The sequence below is a fragment of the Corynebacterium sp. KPL1818 genome, from assembly GCF_000478135.1.
GTDB lineage: Bacteria > Actinomycetota > Actinomycetes > Mycobacteriales > Mycobacteriaceae > Corynebacterium > Corynebacterium accolens.
Map to the genome: position 1 here is coordinate 1 of NZ_KI515760.1, position 18,147 is coordinate 18,147.

The 18,147-nt window shown below is 58.1% G+C and carries 15 protein-coding genes and 3 rRNA genes; 11 read left to right on the plus strand and 7 right to left on the minus strand.

Translation table 11 applies throughout. The features are described from left to right. The 6 genes from HMPREF1261_RS09590 to HMPREF1261_RS09615 form a co-directional block, all read left to right on the plus strand. Positions 1 to 1,356 (plus strand): 16S ribosomal RNA (locus HMPREF1261_RS09590); the annotation flags it as partial. Between the two features lie 510 nt (positions 1,357 to 1,866). Continuing rightward, positions 1,867 to 4,942 (plus strand): 23S ribosomal RNA (locus HMPREF1261_RS09595). Positions 4,943 to 5,099: 157 nt separating this feature from the next. Next, positions 5,100 to 5,217 (plus strand): 5S ribosomal RNA (gene rrf, locus HMPREF1261_RS09600). Positions 5,218 to 5,331: 114 nt separating this feature from the next. Beyond that, positions 5,332 to 6,513: a hypothetical protein gene (locus HMPREF1261_RS09605; RefSeq protein WP_023030803.1), complete on the plus strand. Its 1,182-nt coding sequence runs from the start codon at positions 5,332 to 5,334 to the stop codon at positions 6,511 to 6,513. A gap of 136 nt (positions 6,514 to 6,649) precedes the next feature. Next, positions 6,650 to 6,886: a hypothetical protein gene (locus HMPREF1261_RS09610; RefSeq protein WP_005279821.1), complete on the plus strand. Its 237-nt coding sequence runs from the start codon at positions 6,650 to 6,652 to the stop codon at positions 6,884 to 6,886. Continuing rightward, entirely contained in the window at positions 6,870 to 7,133 is a 264-nt protein-coding gene (locus HMPREF1261_RS09615) for a type II toxin-antitoxin system RelE/ParE family toxin (RefSeq protein ID WP_023017564.1), read from the plus strand. The genes HMPREF1261_RS09610 and HMPREF1261_RS09615 overlap by 17 nt, the downstream gene beginning before the upstream one ends. A gap of 59 nt (positions 7,134 to 7,192) precedes the next feature. On the opposite strand, the gene HMPREF1261_RS09620 is transcribed toward HMPREF1261_RS09615, so the two are convergent. From HMPREF1261_RS09620 to HMPREF1261_RS09630, 3 genes are read right to left on the minus strand one after another with little or no spacing between them, the layout of a single operon-like run. After that, on the minus strand, positions 7,193 to 7,825 hold the full coding sequence (locus tag HMPREF1261_RS09620) for a DUF3239 domain-containing protein (RefSeq protein WP_023030804.1): 633 nt from the start codon (positions 7,823 to 7,825) through the stop codon (positions 7,193 to 7,195). After that, the gene (locus tag HMPREF1261_RS09625) at positions 7,825 to 9,447 is read right to left on the minus strand and encodes a DNA repair helicase XPB (RefSeq protein ID WP_023030805.1); all 1,623 of its coding nucleotides are present in this window, start codon (positions 9,445 to 9,447) and stop codon (positions 7,825 to 7,827) included. The genes HMPREF1261_RS09620 and HMPREF1261_RS09625 overlap by 1 nt, the downstream gene beginning before the upstream one ends. After that, positions 9,444 to 11,471 carry a helicase-associated domain-containing protein gene (locus tag HMPREF1261_RS09630; RefSeq protein ID WP_023030806.1) on the minus strand — a complete coding sequence of 676 codons (2,028 nt, stop codon included), beginning with the start codon at positions 11,469 to 11,471 and terminating at the stop codon, positions 9,444 to 9,446. Before HMPREF1261_RS09630 ends, HMPREF1261_RS09625 begins: the two co-directional genes overlap by 4 nt. A 65-nt stretch (positions 11,472 to 11,536) precedes the next feature. Between HMPREF1261_RS09630 and HMPREF1261_RS09635 the strand changes: the two genes are divergently transcribed. Next, positions 11,537 to 11,722, plus strand: a complete 186-nt coding sequence (locus HMPREF1261_RS09635; protein WP_005279826.1) for a hypothetical protein — start codon at positions 11,537 to 11,539, stop codon at positions 11,720 to 11,722. A 46-nt stretch (positions 11,723 to 11,768) separates the two neighbouring features. Here the strand turns inward: HMPREF1261_RS09635 and HMPREF1261_RS09640 are convergent, their stop codons facing one another. Further along, positions 11,769 to 12,389 carry a resuscitation-promoting factor Rpf1 domain-containing protein gene (locus tag HMPREF1261_RS09640; protein WP_005281857.1) on the minus strand — a complete coding sequence of 207 codons (621 nt, stop codon included), beginning with the start codon at positions 12,387 to 12,389 and terminating at the stop codon, positions 11,769 to 11,771. A gap of 295 nt (positions 12,390 to 12,684) precedes the next feature. Here HMPREF1261_RS09640 and HMPREF1261_RS09645 point away from each other — a divergent pair, with 295 nt between their 5' ends. Continuing rightward, entirely contained in the window at positions 12,685 to 13,065 is a 381-nt protein-coding gene (locus HMPREF1261_RS09645; RefSeq protein ID WP_005279828.1) for a cold-shock protein, read from the plus strand. On the opposite strand, the gene HMPREF1261_RS09650 is transcribed toward HMPREF1261_RS09645, so the two are convergent. Together HMPREF1261_RS09650 and HMPREF1261_RS09655 are read right to left on the minus strand one after the other, a co-directional pair. Beyond that, entirely contained in the window at positions 13,062 to 13,595 is a 534-nt protein-coding gene (locus HMPREF1261_RS09650; protein ID WP_023030807.1) for a DUF2771 domain-containing protein, read from the minus strand. The two genes, HMPREF1261_RS09645 and HMPREF1261_RS09650, sit on opposite strands and share 4 nt — an antisense overlap. Before the next feature lie 6 nt (positions 13,596 to 13,601). Beyond that, positions 13,602 to 14,408 (minus strand): glutaminyl-peptide cyclotransferase, encoded by an 807-nt coding sequence (locus HMPREF1261_RS09655; RefSeq protein ID WP_023030808.1) that lies wholly within the window; start codon positions 14,406 to 14,408, stop codon positions 13,602 to 13,604. Between the two features lie 5 nt (positions 14,409 to 14,413). Between HMPREF1261_RS09655 and HMPREF1261_RS09660 the strand changes: the two genes are divergently transcribed. From HMPREF1261_RS09660 to HMPREF1261_RS09670, 3 genes are read left to right on the plus strand one after another with little or no spacing between them, the layout of a single operon-like run. Continuing rightward, positions 14,414 to 15,082 carry a DUF3027 domain-containing protein gene (locus HMPREF1261_RS09660; RefSeq protein ID WP_023030809.1) on the plus strand — a complete coding sequence of 223 codons (669 nt, stop codon included), beginning with the start codon at positions 14,414 to 14,416 and terminating at the stop codon, positions 15,080 to 15,082. 50 nt (positions 15,083 to 15,132) lie between these two features. Beyond that, positions 15,133 to 16,536, plus strand: coding sequence for an NCS2 family permease (locus HMPREF1261_RS09665; protein ID WP_023030810.1), 1,404 nt, complete (start codon positions 15,133 to 15,135; stop codon positions 16,534 to 16,536). 10 nt (positions 16,537 to 16,546) lie between these two features. Beyond that, the gene (locus tag HMPREF1261_RS09670) at positions 16,547 to 17,353 is read left to right on the plus strand and encodes an RNA methyltransferase (RefSeq protein ID WP_005279837.1); all 807 of its coding nucleotides are present in this window, start codon (positions 16,547 to 16,549) and stop codon (positions 17,351 to 17,353) included. Here the strand turns inward: HMPREF1261_RS09670 and HMPREF1261_RS09675 are convergent. Next, positions 17,314 to 18,144, minus strand: a complete 831-nt coding sequence (locus tag HMPREF1261_RS09675; protein ID WP_023030811.1) for a hypothetical protein — start codon at positions 18,142 to 18,144, stop codon at positions 17,314 to 17,316. The two genes, HMPREF1261_RS09670 and HMPREF1261_RS09675, sit on opposite strands and share 40 nt — an antisense overlap. Positions 18,145 to 18,147: the final 3 nt, after the last annotated feature.

The window sequence follows — 18,147 nt, forward strand, 5'->3', positions numbered from 1 at the left end:
TCTAATACCGGATAGGAGCCATCTTTAGTGTGGTGGTTGGAAAGTTTTTTCGGTGTAGGATGAGCTCGCGGCCTATCAGCTTGTTGGTGGGGTAATGGCCTACCAAGGCGGCGACGGGTAGCCGGCCTGAGAGGGTGTACGGCCACATTGGGACTGAGATACGGCCCAGACTCCTACGGGAGGCAGCAGTGGGGAATATTGCACAATGGGCGCAAGCCTGATGCAGCGACGCCGCGTGGGGGATGAAGGCCTTCGGGTTGTAAACTCCTTTCGCTAGGGACGAAGCTTTTTGTGACGGTACCTAGATAAGAAGCACCGGCTAACTACGTGCCAGCAGCCGCGGTAATACGTAGGGTGCGAGCGTTGTCCGGAATTACTGGGCGTAAAGGGCTCGTAGGTGGTTTGTCGCGTCGTCTGTGAAATTCTGGGGCTTAACTCCGGGCGTGCAGGCGATACGGGCATAACTTGAGTGCTGTAGGGGTAACTGGAATTCCTGGTGTAGCGGTGAAATGCGCAGATATCAGGAGGAACACCGATGGCGAAGGCAGGTTACTGGGCAGTTACTGACGCTGAGGAGCGAAAGCATGGGTAGCGAACAGGATTAGATACCCTGGTAGTCCATGCCGTAAACGGTGGGCGCTAGGTGTGAGGGTCTTTCTACGACTTTCGTGCCGTAGCTAACGCATTAAGCGCCCCGCCTGGGGAGTACGGCCGCAAGGCTAAAACTCAAAGGAATTGACGGGGGCCCGCACAAGCGGCGGAGCATGTGGATTAATTCGATGCAACGCGAAGAACCTTACCTGGGCTTGACATACATCAGATCGCTGCAGAGATGTAGTTTCCCTTTGTGGTTGGTGTACAGGTGGTGCATGGTTGTCGTCAGCTCGTGTCGTGAGATGTTGGGTTAAGTCCCGCAACGAGCGCAACCCTTGTCTTATGTTGCCAGCATTTGGTTGGGGACTCATGAGAGACTGCCGGGGTTAACTCGGAGGAAGGTGGGGATGACGTCAAATCATCATGCCCCTTATGTCCAGGGCTTCACACATGCTACAATGGTCGGTACAACGCGCTGCGACACTGTGAGGTGGAGCGAATCGCTGAAAGCCGGCCTTAGTTCGGATTGGGGTCTGCAACTCGACCCCATGAAGTCGGAGTCGCTAGTAATCGCAGATCAGCAATGCTGCGGTGAATACGTTCCCGGGCCTTGTACACACCGCCCGTCACGTCATGAAAGTTGGTAACACCCGAAGCCGGTGGCCTAAACGTGTTAGGGAGCCGTCGAAGGTGGGATCGGCGATTGGGACGAAGTCGTAACAAGGTACCCGTACCGGAAGGTGCGGGTGGATCACCTCCTTTCTAAGGAGCTTTTATTTTGGCTGCAGTTGCAGCCATGACCCACAGTTGTGGGTTGCCCACTGTTGTTTGATGGTGGGTTGGTGGTTGAGTAGGCGAGTGTTCTGCTGCCACCGATGTTTGGAAATTCCGGGTAGGACATACACCTTAATCAGCAGGTCTAAGTGTTGAGACAGTGCTTTGTGACATGCGTAAAAGTGTCCATGTATACGAAAATGAGTGTTGATTGTACGTTGGTGCATTGTTGGGTGTCTGGGGCATTATCCCCTTTTGTGTGTGCCTGACTGGTTGATGAGCGTCGTCTGTTGTGGTGGTGTTTGTTGCTGGTTGGGGTGTTGTGTGAGAACTGTATAGTGGACGCGAGCATCTCACATGATGCCACTTGTTTTTGTGCTTGTGGTGTCTTGTGTGTGATGTGATTTTTCTTTTTGTTTATTTTGTCAAGTTCACTTGTTGCCACTGCATACGGATTGTGTGACCTTTGTGTTGTGTGGTTTGTGTGTGGTGGTTGGTGTGTTCGTTATTTAGGGCACATGGTGGATGCCTTGGCATGCTGAGCCGATGAAGGACGTGTAAGGCTGCGTTAAGCCTCGGGGAGTTGTCAATAAAGCGTTGATCCGAGGATGTCCGAATGGGGAAACCTGGCCCTGGTTATGTGGGGTTACCCTTCAGTGAATTCATAGCTGTTGTGGGGGTTACGCGGGGAAGTGAAACATCTCAGTACCCGTAGGAGGAGAAAATAATAATGATTCTGCTAGTAGTGGCGAACGAACGTGGATGAGGCTAAACCGTGTGCATGTGATACCTGGTAGGGGTTGTGTGTGCGGTGTTGTGGGGCCTAGCTTTGTGTCATCTACCAGTGGCACGCCCTGTGCATTGTTGTTAGGTGAAGTGGTTTGGAATGATCTACCGGAGTAGGTGAGAGTCCTGTAGCTGAAGATGATGATGTGGGGGTTGTTGGGTTCCCGAGTAGCAACGGGCTCGTGGAATCTGTTGTGAATCTGCCGGGACCACCCGGTAAGCCTAAATACTCAGTGTGACCGATAGTGGATAGTACCGTGAGGGAATGGTGAAAAGTACCCCGGGAGGGGAGTGAAATAGTTCCTGAAACCATGTGCTTACAATCCGTCAGAGCACCTGTTTGTGTGTGATGGCGTGCCTTTTGAAGAATGAGCCTGCGAGTCAGCGGCATGTCGCGAGGTTAACCCGTGTGGGGTAGCCGTAGGGAAACCGAATCCTAATGGGGTGATAAGTGGCATGTCCTGGACCCGAAGCGGGGTGATCTACCCATGGCCAGTGTGAAGCAGCTGTAAGAGGTTGTGGAGGCGCGAACCCACGTAGGTTGAAAACTGCGGGGATGAGCTGTGGGTAGGGGTGAAAGGCCAATCAAACTCCGTGATAGCTGGTTCTCCCCGAAATGCATTTAGGTGCAGCGTCGCATTTAGCTTGGTGGAGGTAGAGCGACTGGTTGGTTGAGCGGGACTACAATCTTAGCAATGTCAGCCAAACTCCGAATGCCATCAATTGTGTTGTGCGGCAGTGAGACTGTGGGGGATAAGCTTCATAGTCGAGAGGGAAACAGCCCAGATCGCCGGTTAAGGCCCCTAAGGGTGTACTAAGTGGAAAAGGATGTGGGATCGCGAAGACAGCCAGGAGGTTGGCTTAGAAGCAGCCATCCTTGAAAGAGTGCGTAATAGCTCACTGGTCGAGTGGTTCTGCGCCGACAATGTAGTGGGGCTCAAGTACACCGCCGAAGCCGCGGCAAGCAACATACGTTGTTTGGGTAGGGGAGCGTCGTGCATGGGTGGAAGCGTTACCGTGAGGAGGCGTGGACTGTGTGCGAGTGAGAATGCAGGCATGAGTAACGAATTGTAAGGTGAGAATCCTTACCGCCGGATGACTAAGGGTTCCTGGGTCAAGTTCGTCTTCCCAGGGTGAGTCGGGACCTAAGGCGAGGCCGACAGGCGTAGTCGATGGATAACCAGTTGATATTCTGGTACCCGTACATGTGCGCCCATGATAAAGCACGGATACTAACCACTGCGGATACGCTACCTGTTCACTTTTTTGAGTGTTGGTGGTGTTGATGTCGTGGGGCCTGATGTGTGGTTCAAGTGATGGGGTGACGCAGTGAGGTAGCCGCGCCACTTATTGGATTGGTGGTGTAAGCGTGTAGGCCGTGTGGTAGGTAAATCCGCCGCACTTTGTGGTTGAGGCGTGATGCGTAGACCCTAAAAGGGTTGATGGTGGTGATCCTGTACTGTCGAGAAAAGCCTCTAGCGAGTGTGTGTATGGCCCGTACCCTAAACCGACACAGGTGGTCAGGTTGAAGATACTAAGGCGTTCGGGTGAACTGTGGTTAAGGAATTCGGCAAAATGCCCCCGTAACTTCGGGAGAAGGGGGGCCCTGTGACGTGAAGACCTGTGCGGTTGGAGTGTTGTGGGGTCGCAGAGAATAGAGGGAAGCGACTGTTTATCAAAAACACAGGTCCATGCGAAGACGTTAAGTTGATGTATATGGACTGACGCCTGCCCGGTGCTGGAAGGTTAAGAGGACCGGTTAGTAACCTTTGTGGTTGCGAAGCTGAGAATTTAAGCCCCAGTAAACGGCGGTGGTAACTATAACCATCCTAAGGTAGCGAAATTCCTTGTCGGGTAAGTTCCGACCTGCACGAATGGCGTAACGACTTCTCTGCTGTCTCGACCACAGGCCCGGTGAAATTGCATTACGAGTAAAGATGCTCGTTACGCGCGGCAGGACGAAAAGACCCCGGGACCTTCACTATAGCTTGGTATTGGTGTTTGGTTCGGTTTGTGTAGGATAGGTGGGAGACGTTGAGGCTATCACGCTAGTGGTGGTGGAGTCGTTGTTGAAATACCACTCTGATCGGATTGAGCATCTAACCTTGGCCCATGATCTGGGTTGGGGACAGTGCCTGGTGGGTAGTTTAACTGGGGCGGTTGCCTCCCAAAATGTAACGGAGGCGCCCAAAGGTTCCCTCAGCCTGGTTGGCAATCAGGTGGTGAGTGTAAGTGCACAAGGGAGCTTGACTGTGAGACAGACATGTCGAGCAGGGACGAAAGTCGGGACTAGTGATCCGGCACCTACTTGTGGATGTGGTGTCGCTCAACGGATAAAAGGTACCCCGGGGATAACAGGCTGATCTTCCCCAAGAGTCCATATCGACGGGATGGTTTGGCACCTCGATGTCGGCTCGTCGCATCCTGGGGCTGGAGTAGGTCCCAAGGGTTGGGCTGTTCGCCCATTAAAGCGGCACGCGAGCTGGGTTCAGAACGTCGTGAGACAGTTCGGTCTCTATCCGCCGCGCGCGTTGAAACTTGAAGAAGGCTGTCCCTAGTACGAGAGGACCGGGACGGACGTACCTCTAGTGTGCCAGTTATCCCGCCAGGGGTATCGCTGGTTGGCTACGTACGGAAGGGATAACCGCTGAAAGCATCTAAGCGGGAAGCCTGTTTTAAGATGAGGTTTCTTTTGAGGTCCCCTAAAGACTATGGGGTAGATAGGCCAGACTTGGAAGCACTGTAAGGTGTGAAGGCTACTGGTACTAATTGACCAAAACAAACACACCACAACAACCCCCGAACACCATGTGGTTTAAGGGAAGTTGAAGAGTGTTCTTGTTTAGCGAGTAAACAAAATGTACACATTCCGTGTGTCGCGTCCACTATGCAGTATCTGACACAACACCACACACACATGTGGTGGGTAGTGTTCTAATAGGTTTGTCGGTGGTTAATAGCTACAGGGAAACGCCCGGTCCCATTCCGAACCCGGAAGCTAAGCCTGTACGCGCTGATGGTACTGCAACCGGGAGGTTGTGGGAGAGTAAGTCACCGCCGACAACAAACAACAAAAACAACAAAATAAGGTTTGTGCCGAGAGGGGCAAGGACACCGATTTCAACGGTGACCTTGCCCCTCTTTTTCGTGGTCCCATAGTTTTCTATAATGTAGCCTATGAGGACTCTTGCACAGGCGGTAACCGATCTCGTTCGGACCAATGACCCTGATCTGTACAAGGGTGAACGCGGGGTGTATTACAGCGACCGCATATTTGAAGCTGCTGAACTATTAGAACAAGCAGTGGAGAATCCTGCACAACTTCTCGGGATTGTGCCGCCGAGTCCGTCCGATATTGTGCTTGTTTCTCTAGACGCTGTAGAAGAGATTCTCAAGACTATCCCTAGGGTGAATGATTATGCCCATGCCGTAAGGGATGCCGGCGAAGTCTTGGCGCGGGTAGTTCCTTTCGCGGCACAGCAAGCTAGTTATTCTGGTTGCGCTTTGGCTGGCTGGTTTATACGAATGAATGAGATTCTCCCAGCGGAAGAAATCGACCTCGACCCAGTCTATTTGGCACCTGCCTTTGGTGAAGAGGGGGTGGCTCGCATCCGTTCGTGGAATACGGCGGAGCAAGGTAGTGGATACGTGGGGCGTCGGCTAGCGGTGCTTGAAGGCAGTGCTGATGCCGTTCTTCGGACCCATGGTCTCAAGGGAAGTGCGGCGTTGCGATATGAGGAGATCATTGGCGGCCTTTGTGACATCGGCCGCTATGGTCTTGCCTTCGATTGGTCCGAGAAGGCGGTTAACGAGTGCGCCGTGGAGGAAACCCGAAATATAGCCTCGGGTTGGGCTGTTCTTGCCAGGGAGCATTTTCCCGAACATTCGGAACGCGTCGCCCGAAAAGTATTCGATACGTACCCGGAACTACCGTCCGCTCAGGAACTCTATGCAGTCGCCCCCGACAAGGCGGAATCGGCGGCGCATATACAACACACGTTGGAGGATAAGCCATGGGATTTGGTGATGTTTCAGCACTTGTGCCTTGAAGACCCTGGACTTGCCTGGAGCACCGTCGTTAAGGCGGGAATGGAACGGCCAATGGCGCAACGGTTCCTCGATGACCTCCCGGCGCAGGTCCTTCCTTTCGTTCGCGACAATGTCACAACTTACCTAGATTCGACGAAGGTCGGTCGTGACATGGGCATCGAGCTGCTGCAGACCATGAGAGAAAAGTCGTCGGAGCTGGGAGCGCCCTGGGATGCGGATTTCAACACGCTCTTGACAGATCTACGGTGCCGCTATGCAGAGCGGTATGTCGTCTTAAGGAGACTGGACGCGTTTTCCTTTATCACTTGATTCGGCTACCGAGAAAACGCTCAATTTGTGCCTATGGGTGAGAAGGGAGTCAGCAGTACGACGTGACCACAGCAAAGCGCCGGCAATGCTCACAGGGTGGTGTACAAATCGCTTTACTTGTTGTAAACATGTTTACATGAGCGAGTCAGTAATTAGTTTGCGCGTTAACGCGAAGCAGAAAGAGCGCCTAGATGCGCTTGCTTCGCGGACTGGGCGGACTGGGGCCTTCTATCTTCGCAAGGCCCTAGATTCCTACCTAGATGAACTTGAGTATGTGTATGCGCTTGAAGCCGAAGCCGAAGCAGCACGACGCGGAGAATTGGACACAATCTCCCTGCAGGACTTAGAGGACGAGTGTGGCTTGGTCGATTGAGTTCACCCCGCGTGCGGCAAAGTCGTTTCGGAAGCTTGACAAACCCGTGCAGAAACAAATCAGTAAGTTTCTTCGCGAGGTAGCAGAGTTAGACGATCCCCGTGTGCGCGGTAAAGGACTCGTTGCGGACAAGTCTGGATTGTGGCGATGGAGAGTAGGGGATTATCGGGTGATTGTTTCTATCCTCGATGAAGCTGTGGTCGTCAACGTCATCGATGTAGGACACCGACGCAATATTTACCTTTAGCCATTTGACATAGGTAAAAGAAAAAGCACCAGAAACAATCTGGTGCTTGAGAGTCCTAGCTAGAGGACGAGTAGGTCATAGCGGGTTGCTTTGACATCGGAAAGCCGCTTGCGGGCGCGCTCTAGGCGCTGCCATTGGTCCTGTGGGATGGACTTGCGGGCGATGGTGACGGTTTCAGCATCGGGGGTTCCCCATGCAATAGGCATGGGAGAGATCTGCTGCCAATGCTCCTTATCGGATGAAGAACGTTGGCCGGAAACGGCGGCGACGGGAACCTTGGTGCCCACGGTGCGCTGAACGCCGGGGATGGCAGATACCGTGCGCAGGCACGCGCCCCAACGCGGGGGCAGGGAAGGATCCACGTTGGTATTGACCAAAGCCATGAGGACCATGTCACGCTCGTTGACCTCCGCGATGACGGCGGGAGCCAGCGGATAGGAGTCATAGAGAGATTGCGCCGTTCCCACCTTGCTGGCGGCGGCAACGCCGACAATCGCCACGACAATGCCGAACAGGATAAGCCCTAATCCCAAGGTAATACCCCAAGAAAACCTCCACCACACGGCGGCACCGGCGATTACGAGAATCAGCCCGAAGATAAGCCCGGACACGCGCAGGCGGTTGGAATCACGAAGTAGCTCATTATTGGACTTAGCAAAGGACTCGTCAACGTCGAACTTAAAGATTTTCATTAACCCAAGTCTACTGCGTCCATCAGCCGGTAGGCATATCCTTGCTCGGCGAGGAAGCGTTGGCGGTGCATGGCATAGTCGGCATCGAGGCTATCGCGGGTTACGAGCGTATAAAACAGGGCCTCGGTTTCTTTCGGGCGAAGCAGGCGGCCTAAGCGTTGCGCTTCTTCTTGGCGGGACCCAAAGGTTCCAGATACTTGGATAGCCAATGCGGCCTCGGGAAGGTCGATGGAAAAGTTCGCGACTTTAGAGACGACGAGCGTGGGCAAGCTTCCCTCGCGGAACTGCTGGAAGAGTTTTTCGCGCTTGGAAGTGGACGTGGAGCCATCGATGACGGGGCAGTCGAGGTGCGTGCCGAGTTCTCGGAGCTGGTCCACGTAGCCACCGATGATTAGCGCCTGCTGATCGTGGGAGGCGAGGATCTTGTCCACGGCGCGGAGCTTCGCGGAGGCTTGGGCCGCGATGCGGTAGCGGTCGCGCGGCTGCGCGGTGGCATAGAGCATGCGTTCTTCTGGGTCCATATCTACACGGACCTCAATGCATTCCGCGGTGGCGATGTAGCCGGCCATTTCCAGCTCTTTCCACGGCGCATCGTAGCGCTTCGGGCCGATGAGGGAGAAGACATCGCCCTCCCTGCCATCCTCGCGCACGAGGGTGGCGGTAAGCCCTAGCCGGCGCCGCGATTGCAGGTCCGAGGTCATGCGGAATACGGGTGCGGGCAGCAGGTGTACTTCGTCGTAGATAATAAGGCCCCAGTCGCGGGAATCGAAGAGTTCAAGGGCGCGGTACTCACCCTTGGTTTTTCGGGTGACCACTTGATAGGTGGCGATGGTGATCGGCTTGATTTCTTTCTTTTCACCGGAGTACTCGCCGATGTCGTTGGCGGAAAGCGTCGTGCGGCGCAGGAGCTCGTCGCGCCACTGGCGGCCGGCGACGGTATTGGTAACCAAGATGAGGGTGGTGGATTGCGCCTTTGCCATGGCGGCGGCACCGACGATGGTTTTGCCGGCACCGCAGGGCAGCACGACGACGCCAGACCCGCCGGACCAGAAGGCATCGGTGGCGTATTCCTGGTAATCGCGCAGGTGCCAGCCGTCCTCGTTGAGCGCGATGGGGTGGGATTCGCCGTCGATATAGCCGGCGAGGTCTTCGGCGGGCCAGCCGGCCTTGAGGAGTTCCTGCTTGAGGCGGCCGCGCTCAGAGGGTGCGACGGCGATGGTGTTGTCATCAATGCGCGCACCAAGCAGTTTTCCTACCTTGCCGCGGGAGAGCTCGGTAAGGATGGCAGGCTCTTCTGATTCGAGGATGAGCCCGTGGGCGGGGTGGGCGTGGAGGCGGACTCGGCCGTAGCGTGACATGGTCTCGGCGACATCGACAAGCAGCGATTGCGGGACCGGGAACCGGGAGTAGGTTTCTAGGACATCGACGACCTGCTCGGCGTCGTGCCCGGCGGCGCGGGCATTCCAGAGTGCCAGGGAAGTAATGCGGTAGGTATGCACGTGCTCTGGGGCGCGCTCCAGCTCCGCGAACGGCGCGAGGGCGGTGCGCGCAGCTGCGGAATCTGGATGATCGACTTCCAGCAAGACGGTCTTGTCCGACTGCACAATCAGGGGTCCGTTCATGCGTCTAGGGTAACGGAGGTGATGCGGTGCAAGGGAAACCGGATGGTGGAGCCATCGGCGGCGCGGGCATCGATTTGGCCACCGGCGACGGTCAGTGGGGTGACGGTGCGGGTCTTGGTATTGCCATTTTTATCGGCGTAGCCAATGGTGATGGGGCGTGCGGTGCGCGCGGCGGCGTGGACCAGATCCAGGTTGGGCAGGCTCGGGGCCTCGCCGGTGGTGAGGTTGCGCAGTGCACGGGCGATATCCGGCGGAGCGGCTTGGGCGCGGGGGCTGGGTGTGGGAAGCGTCGCGGGCTCGGGCGCGATGGACAGGCTAGCGCCGTTTTCGTCCTCGGCAGCGGGGGAGAGGCCGTTTTCGCGCAGGCGCTCCAACAGCTCGCTGACGCGCAGCTGGGAAATCGCGACCGTGGGGGCCAGCAGGCGCAGCGGGGCGGCCTTCGCGGCGATCTGCAAGAGGGCTGGGTCCTCGCTGCGCAGGTAGGACAGGGCAGGCCCAGAGCGCAAGGTGCCGTGGCGCTTGGCGATGTCCTCGATGTGGAACTCCAATGTATGCGGGACATCGCCATGTGCGGCGAAGAAATCGTGGATTTCCGTGCCCGTCATCCCGCGGTCGAGGCCGCGGCGGAGCGAGGCATCGCTGATGCGGTAGACGCTGGCCAAGCCGGGCGATTCCAGATCCGCGAGGGACTCCAGGGTGTGGTGGGCCGCGGGTTCGAGGGGCCCTGGCACGAGCACGGTCATATCAGCTTGGACGAGGAAATAGTCGATGGTCTCTGGGGTCAGGGAATCGGCCGCGGCGAAGCCATCGATGAGCACGCTGGTGGCTCGCCCGAGCGCGATGGCACCGATCCATTCGGCCTCGCGGTGCAGCTCCTCGATGGTCTCCGGGGAGGTGTGCGTGGCAAAAAGCGGAAAGGAAAAGTGCAAATCCGCTTGAAATTCAGCTGCGGAAAGCGGCTCTGCGGAGTGGAGGTACACATCGAGGATGTGCCGGCGGAACTTGGGCAGGCGGTCGGTGCTGGTAGAAAGCACCCGGCCCGATTCCCATGGGGTCCACGGGGAATGTTCCCAGGCTGCGAGGAGCACGCGCCACTGCGCGGCTAGTCCTGCATCGAGCCACTCTTGGGCGGAGTCGGTGGGCGCGAGGAAGTTTCCCTCGTACCCGGACGGTTCGCCGCGGTTGATAAGCCGCGCAGATAGGCCAAGCGTTATCAGGCGGCGCAGTTCTGGTTCCGCGATGCCCAGCTGCTTGCTGAGCTGGGCAAGGGGGCGCACGCCGACGGTTTTATCCTTGAGAAGCTCGATCGGCCGGGCACCCAGGGCAGAAATGAGCTGTTGCATGGCTCGCACTACCGACAGGCCCGCGGCGGTACCGGCGTCATCGGCCTTGCGGTCAGCGGTGGGCTGGCCGCGGCGCGCGGAGGGCTCGGTGGGAATGTGCGGAACGGTGTGCCCCTTCATCGCGCGGTGCACCTCGCGCGGGAGGCGAACGGTCTGGGAGTCGACGCGCTGTAAGAGCTGCTTGGCAATCAAGCGCGGCACGGGGTGGGACGGATTGGTCTCGCGGGTGGTACCGATGCCATTGGAGCGCGCCAGGGTGGCAAGGACGTGGCGTTCGTCTTCAGCAAGGGCATCGATTGTTGTGGGCGATACCTCGAGCTGATTAAGCAGCGACCAGCCGGTGGGCAGCGCAGGCATGACCTCTGGCGGAATCTGCACCGCGCCGAAGGCGAGGCCGCGCTCCTTGAGCTCGCGGGTAATTTCGGGGTTGTGGTCTTCTACCTCTGCAAGCTCGCCGCCGCGCTTGGCGATGTCCTCCAGCACCGCCAACTGCTGTGCGTTACACTCTGCTAGCGCTCGGGCGATGGAGGTGCGCAAGAGGAGGCGCGTGGCTAGCGCCGCGATGGAGGGCGGCAGCGGGGTTAAAACATCGGGGCGGTGGCGAAGGATGGTGGCCAGTTCCTCTTCTGAAAGGGAATTAAGCCAGGTGCGAAAATGCGGGAGGTGGGAGGGCTGAGTCATGATAAATCACAATTTTAGCGCCGGATTGAGTTACGTTTTTGCCCGAGGTTTGAAATAATAAAGCTATGTCGAATGAAAAGAATGGCTTTGTTTCCCCGGCGTGGCCGGACAATGAACACCGCGAGCATGCAATTACGGAAATTTCTGCGCCTTTTGCTGGTGCTTCCAGCCCCTACGGCGATGACTTGGTGCTGCCGATGCCGGCAGAGAAGTTGAACTACGTTCATCCTTATACCCGCATCAACCGCTAAAAGATTCCCCTTGCTGTGAAAGGCAAGGGGAATTTTTATGCGCTTGTTAGCGGCTGAAGTTCTCAACCAGCTGTGCAACCGGGTCGATGACGTTGCGGTTTGCGGAGTAGAACGCGTTAAAGTCGTGGCGGTTGGCGTGGTAGAAGTCGGTGAACTGCGCCGGCAGCTGCAGGCCATAAGCGTTAGCGGTGTCCTTAACGAGGTTGTAGACGGCGTCTACGGCGAGCTCATCGGACTTGTTTTCTACTGCCTGCTGCACTGGCTGCGGTGCCTCAGCGGGTGCGGAAGGAGCGGTGCGCTCGGTCGGCGCGGAGTTCAGGCCGAGGGAGGCCGAGCATGCGGGCCATGCGCCCCAGCCCTGGTTAGCCAGGGTGCGCTCAGCGATGACAATCTGCTGCTCGCGGGTTGCCTGGTTAGCGGTAGGGGCGAATTCACCGCCGCCGTATGCCTGCCAGGTCTGCGCGTTGAACTGCAGGCCGCCGTGGTAGCCATTGCCGGTGTTGATGTGCCAGTCGCCGCCGGACTCGCACTGTGCGAGGCGGTCCCAGTCGGAGTCAGGGGCAGCGGCGGCGTTCGGTGCCATGATGGCGGCGGCTGCACCCAAGGCAACGGTGCCTGCGGTGAACTTAGCGGCAAAGTGGTTAGTCTTAGCGGAGTGGCGTCCCATAAAAGTAGTCCTTTCCGTGGTGCCCGTTTTCGTGGAAATGTTTTGCGCCTAGAAGAAAGGATGGGCGGGGAAACCTTCTTTGCGGCGACACTGAGGGCCAGCGTAGTGGTTTATAACGAAATAGTCACGTTCTGGGCACTAAATGGGAAAGAATTGAGACTATTGTGGTTCTGTCCGCAAAGTTTCCGCAGGTAGGCGCGGCGGTGTGAACTGTATCACATTACATGTGGAACTTCTGTTCTGTATAACTTCCAGCTAAACTTAAGAATTTACCCAAGAGAAGAGGTGGATACCTATGCCCATTGGCAAAGTGAAGTGGTATGACGCCGAGAAAGGTTTCGGTTTCGTTAGCAACCCGGGCGATGAAGACGTCTACGTTGGCCGGAATGTCCTGCCCAAGGGAGTAGAAGAAATCTTTCCGGGCCAGCGCATCGAATTCGATTTTGCGGCGGGGCGCCGCGGGCCGCAGGCGCTGCGGGTGCGCGTGCTGGATAAGCCGCGCCGCCGCACGCCGTCGCGCAAGCCGGAAGAGCTCGGCAGCATGGTCTCTGATGTCATGACCCTGCTGGAATCCCAGGTGCAGCCGGTGCTGAACTCGGGGCGCTACCCCGAGCGCAAGACCGGGCGCCAAGTAGCAGAAATCCTCCGCGCGATTGCGAAGGATTTAGATAGTTAATTATCCATGGTGGATAGGGACCACACGGTGGCGAGGGGGGTTTCTTCGCCATCGTCGTCGGTGCCAATCATGAGGGAGGAGACCTCCACCACCATGAGCCGGGGGCGCTCGCCAGTCGATGCCTCGATGGGATCTACCGAACCGGGGATATCTACCTCGGTCGTTTCATTCGCACCGTGAGAGGTCTCATCATTGGCGGCGGGGTCATCATAAATGGACAGCACCTTCCATTCGTGATTAGAAATCTCCTCGGGGATTTCCAGGTGCAAGGTGTCATCCTCGCCCACCGTTAGCTGGGGGACATCGCCTTCAGGGCAATCGGTTCCCGGCTCGCACACGAGGTAGGGCGTGACCTCCTTGGAGTTATCTCCCACGGAGGCGGTAATCGCGATTTCACTCGGCTCAGGGCCTGGCCGCGAATTGCGCCAGCTCTGGAAGATCACCGCGGAGGCGACGATGACCGCCACGACCACGATGAGCGCGAGGATTTGCAGCAGCGACTTTTTCCTTGCTTCCTTACGAGTTGCCATGGCCCATTACTTTACTCGAACGCGGTAGAGCTCATCCCACCGCTTGCCGGTAAGCCAGAATTCATCGGTGCCCTTGATATGGGCGATGCCATTTAAGACATCATCGGGATCGGTGTATTTCGATTTATCGATGGCATCGGTAGAAATCACCGCGGTGACCTCCCCAGAGGAGGGATCGATGCGGTAGATATCGTTGGTCTGCCACACGTTGGCATAGACATCACCGTCCACGCATTCCAGCTCGTTGAGATCTTCTACAGGCGAGCCCTTGAGGGTGACCTCGGTGGTGGAGCGCTCCGCAAAGGTTTCCGGATCCATGTGCCGCAGGGTAGAGGTGCCATCGGACATGATGAGCTCGTCCTGGTTGGCACAAAGTCCCCAGCCTTCGCCGGTATAGGTGGCGGTCCCAGTGCGCTGAAAGTCGCCGTCATAGCGCAGGGCCTGCCCGCGCTTCCAGGTCAACTGCCAGATGGAATCGCCATATTGGGTAATGCCTTCCCCAAAAAGCGAGTTATCGAGGGCGTGTTCCTGCAGGACCTCGTCGCTTTCAGGGGAGAAGCGGATGAGGCGGGACTCGCCCCATTGCCCGGTACCGAGCAGGAGGTTGCCCGCGTCGTCTTCTTCTAGGCCTTGCGTGAAGGAGTTCTCTGGCAGCGGCGCGGTATCGAGGACTTCCACTGATAGGTGCTCGGGGGAGGAAGATTCAGAAGCATCAGAAGAGCAGGCGGTTAAGGCGCAGCAGGGCACGGCAATGAGCGCGGCGCGGCGGAGAAACGACATGCACCATATGTACCACTGTTGGCGGGTCATCATGAATAATGAGGGGCGTGAGTAAGCGAAAAGCAAATCCGTTGATCGATTCCCGCGCCGTGCGCATTGCGCGTGAGGCATTGGAAGAGGTGGGGGAAGGGGGCATCGGCAAGCATAGGGGCGTCGCCGGAATGGGCCGCAACGTTGTCACCCATCGCTTTGCGGCGGATATGCCGGGCTACCCAGGCTGGGAATGGCAGGCCGTGCTCGCGTGCGCGGATGGCTCGCGCTACGTCACCGTCAACGAGGTGGCGCTGGTGCCGGGCGGGGAGGCGCTGCAGGCCCCGGAGTGGGTGCCGTATGAGGATCGCGTGCTGCCGGGGGATTTGGGCCCGGGAGACCTCATGCCGCCGGCCATCGATGATGAGCGCCTGAATGGAGATGAGCTTTCCGCCAAGGGGCTGGCGGATGCCAAGCATCGCTGGCAAGAAGAATATGGCCCAACCTCGGAGATGGCGGCCAAGGCGCACCTGCAGTGCCGCACGTGCGCTTTTTATATGCAATTCATGGATAACTTTGGGGTATGCGCCAACGAGTATTCCGCCGATGGTCGCGTTGTACATGCGCGCTACGGTTGCGGTGCGCATTCGCAGACGCGGGTGAGCGAGGAGAAGGCGCCGGCCGCGGCCTTCGATGATGAAAAGCCCATTTACCAAGATTTTGATTTTGAGGATTAAGGCAGCACACTTAGGGCGTAAAAATACCGCTCTACGTGAAAGGGCACGGCGTGAAAGCCACTCTCGATCGCTATTTCCACATTTCTGAACGCGGTTCCACCATCGGAACCGAGCTACGTGCGGGAACGGTCTCGTTCTTCGCCATGGCATATATTATTTTGCTCAACCCGCTGATCCTGGGCACGAGCCCGGACGCGGAGGGCTATACCTTAGGCGTGCCGCAGGTTGCGGCCGCCACGGCGCTGGTCGCCGGCGTGATGTCCATTGCCTTCGGCGCGATTGCGAAGTACCCCTTCGCCATGGCCGCGGGCCTGGGCATGAATACCTTCGTGGCCATCAGCATGGTCGCCACCAGTGGGCTGACCTGGCAAGAAGCCATGGGCCTGGTGGTAATCGAGGGCCTTATTATCGTCCTGCTCGCCGTGTCCGGATTCCGCACCGCGGTATTTGATGCCATCCCGCAGCCCATGAAGGCCGCGATGGGCGTGGGCATCGGCATGTTCATCGCCATGATCGGCTTCGTGGACGGCGGGTTTGTCACCCGCGTGCCCGATGCCGCACAGACCACCGTGCCGGTGGGCCTGGGAATCAATGGTTCGATTGCCACCTGGCCGGCGGTGGTCTTCGTCATCGGCCTTATTATTTGTGCCTTTATGGTCATCCGCAATGTGCCGGGCGGGCTATTTATTGCCATCATCCTCAATACCGTGATTGCCTTTATTGTTCAGGCGCTCACGGACTCCGAGGACTGGGGCATGGCCGCCCCGGAGAGCCCGGAGGCGCTGGGAGGCCTGCCGGATCTTTCCATCGTGGGCGATGTGAACCTGGTTGGCGCCTTTGCCAATATTGGCGTGATTTCCACGGTCCTGCTCATCTTCACCCTGCTGCTGACCAACTTCTTTGATGCCATGGGCACCATGACCGGGCTGGGCAAGCAGGCCAAGCTCGTGGATGACAACGGCAACCTGCCGGGTATGAAGAAGGCGCTGGTCGTGGAAGGCGCCGGCGCGGTGGCCGGTGGTCTGGGCTCGGCATCCTCGAATACCGTTTTTGCGGATTCCTCTGCCGGCATTGCCGATGGCGCGCGCACCGGCCTGGCCAATATCATGACCGGCCTGCTGTTTATCGCCGCCATGTTTTTCACCCCGCTCTATGAAATCGTGCCCATCGAGGCCGCCGCGCCGGTCCTAGTCATCGTCGGTGTGATGATGGCCGCGCAGCTCACGGATATTCCGTGGACGCGTATGGAAGTGGCCATCCCAGCCTTTCTTACCATCGTGGTCATGCCGTTTACCTATTCCATTGCCAACGGCATCGGCGTGGGCTTTATTACCTTCGCGCTCATGTCCACCTTCGCGGGCAAGGCTAAGCAGGTGCACTGGATCATGTGGCTGCTTGCTGGCTTGTTCGTCATTTACTTTGGCATCGATCCGATTTCGGAGGCCATCGGCTAGCCTGGAAGGCATGCATATTTCTGATCCCCGTGACCCTCGCCTGGACGATATTCGGAACCTCAACAAATCCGATAAATCCGGCGAGGGTTTGGTCATTGCAGAAGGCCCCTTGGTGGCAGCCCGCCTCATGGAATCGCGGTTTCCCATGCGTTGCCTGGTGGGTTTTCCCCAGAAGCTGGAGGCCTTCTTTGCCGAGTACGGCGAGCCCGAGTGCCCCGTTTACGAGGTCTCGCGCGAGACCCTTGCAGAGGTCGCGGGCTTCGATATGCACCGCGGGCTGGTTGCCGCTGCGGACCGCGCCCCAGAGCCGGAGGTGGGTGAGATCCTGGAGCAGGCCCGCACCATCGCCGTGCTGGAGGGCGTGGGGGATCATGAAAACATCGGCGCCATTTTCCGCCACGCGGCCGGCATGAATGTGGATGCGGTATTGCTCGGCTCGGGTGCGGCGGATCCGCTCTATCGCCGCTCGGTGCGCGTATCCATGGGCCACGTGCTGCGCGTGCCGTTTGCGCATTTAGAGGGCGGTTTCACTACGTGGCAGCGCTCCTTGCAGGCGCTTGCCGATGCCTCCTTTACCCTCATTTCCTTAACCCCCAACCCCCAAGCGGTGCACCTGGCAGAGGCCATGCACGGGCAGGACAAGGTGGCCATGCTGGTTGGCGCGGAGGGCCCCGGGCTTACCGAGCACGCAATGAAGGCCACCGATATCCGCGCGCGGATACCGATGGCCCCAGGTACCGATTCCCTAAATGTTGCGACCGCGGCCGCCATTTCCTTTTATGAGCGCCAGCGTTCCTTGAGCGACTTGAACGTCTGACGCAGCCAGTTGCCAATCAACGAGCCGAGGTGCTTGGCGGTAGAAAGGATCTCATCGCCAGTGGAATCCGGCTCGGCATCGTGATCCTCGTAGTCGTCATAATCGTTCAGGCCCAGCTTATTCGCTGATTGGGCGGCGAACTCGCTGACCGGCTGCTTTGGCTTGGGCGGATCGATCTTGGGTTCGGGGCGCCCGTCCACGGCATAGCCCACGACGTCCAGGTCTGGGCCTTCCCTCCCCACGGTGATGCCCAACCAGTGTTCCTGGGCGGCCTCCATGATGCTGTGGGGCCTAAACGGCAGCGAAATGCCGCCGAGGGATTCGTCCTTTTCACCGGCCCAGAACGGCGCCTCAAAGGGCTCGGGCAGGCCAGTGTCCTCGTAGAGGCGGTCGCGCGTGGCGCACAGGCAGCGCTTGAGCTCGCCGCCTTCCCACAGTGCGAAGCCCGCATAGTCCTCGTCCGCGTTGCTGACCAGCGCGATGACCCGCTGGGCGGGGACCGCGTTTAAGAGGTCTTGCGGCAGTTGGGAGAGCAGGACGGAATCGCCCTCGCAGACCGTTTGCACCACGGTAATGCCTGGATAGCCGCCGATGTAGTACTCATTCGGATCCGTCTGCGCGGAGCGGTTGAGGGGGAATTGCCCGATCGGGGTGACCGGGAATTTGGGATTGAGCTGGGCTAGGAACTTGCGGCCGAAACCGCGGTCCGCCTTGGGCTCGGTCTTGAGAACTTCTTCGGCGCCGGGCTTGGAGATGTACCACAGCGTGAGAACGGCATGAGAGATGTCCACTGT

Excerpts from the sequence above, each read along its gene's own strand:
- HMPREF1261_RS09655 (WP_023030808.1), bottom strand. The coding sequence starts at position 14,408 with ATGATGACCCGCCAACAGTGGTACATATGGTGCATGTCGTTTCTCCGC.
- HMPREF1261_RS09660 (WP_023030809.1), top strand. The coding sequence starts at position 14,414 with ATGAGGGGCGTGAGTAAGCGAAAAGCAAATCCGTTGATCGATTCCCGC.
- HMPREF1261_RS09640 (WP_005281857.1), bottom strand. The coding sequence starts at position 12,389 with ATGGGACGCCACTCCGCTAAGACTAACCACTTTGCCGCTAAGTTCACC.
- HMPREF1261_RS09645 (WP_005279828.1), top strand. The coding sequence starts at position 12,685 with ATGCCCATTGGCAAAGTGAAGTGGTATGACGCCGAGAAAGGTTTCGGT.
- HMPREF1261_RS09625 (WP_023030805.1), bottom strand. The coding sequence starts at position 9,447 with ATGAACGGACCCCTGATTGTGCAGTCGGACAAGACCGTCTTGCTGGAA.
- HMPREF1261_RS09630 (WP_023030806.1), bottom strand. The coding sequence starts at position 11,471 with ATGACTCAGCCCTCCCACCTCCCGCATTTTCGCACCTGGCTTAATTCC.
- HMPREF1261_RS09620 (WP_023030804.1), bottom strand. The coding sequence starts at position 7,825 with ATGAAAATCTTTAAGTTCGACGTTGACGAGTCCTTTGCTAAGTCCAAT.
- HMPREF1261_RS09635 (WP_005279826.1), top strand. The coding sequence starts at position 11,537 with ATGTCGAATGAAAAGAATGGCTTTGTTTCCCCGGCGTGGCCGGACAAT.
- HMPREF1261_RS09605 (WP_023030803.1), top strand. The coding sequence starts at position 5,332 with ATGAGGACTCTTGCACAGGCGGTAACCGATCTCGTTCGGACCAATGAC.
- HMPREF1261_RS09650 (WP_023030807.1), bottom strand. The coding sequence starts at position 13,595 with ATGGCAACTCGTAAGGAAGCAAGGAAAAAGTCGCTGCTGCAAATCCTC.
- HMPREF1261_RS09670 (WP_005279837.1), top strand. The coding sequence starts at position 16,547 with ATGCATATTTCTGATCCCCGTGACCCTCGCCTGGACGATATTCGGAAC.
- HMPREF1261_RS09610 (WP_005279821.1), top strand. The coding sequence starts at position 6,650 with ATGAGCGAGTCAGTAATTAGTTTGCGCGTTAACGCGAAGCAGAAAGAG.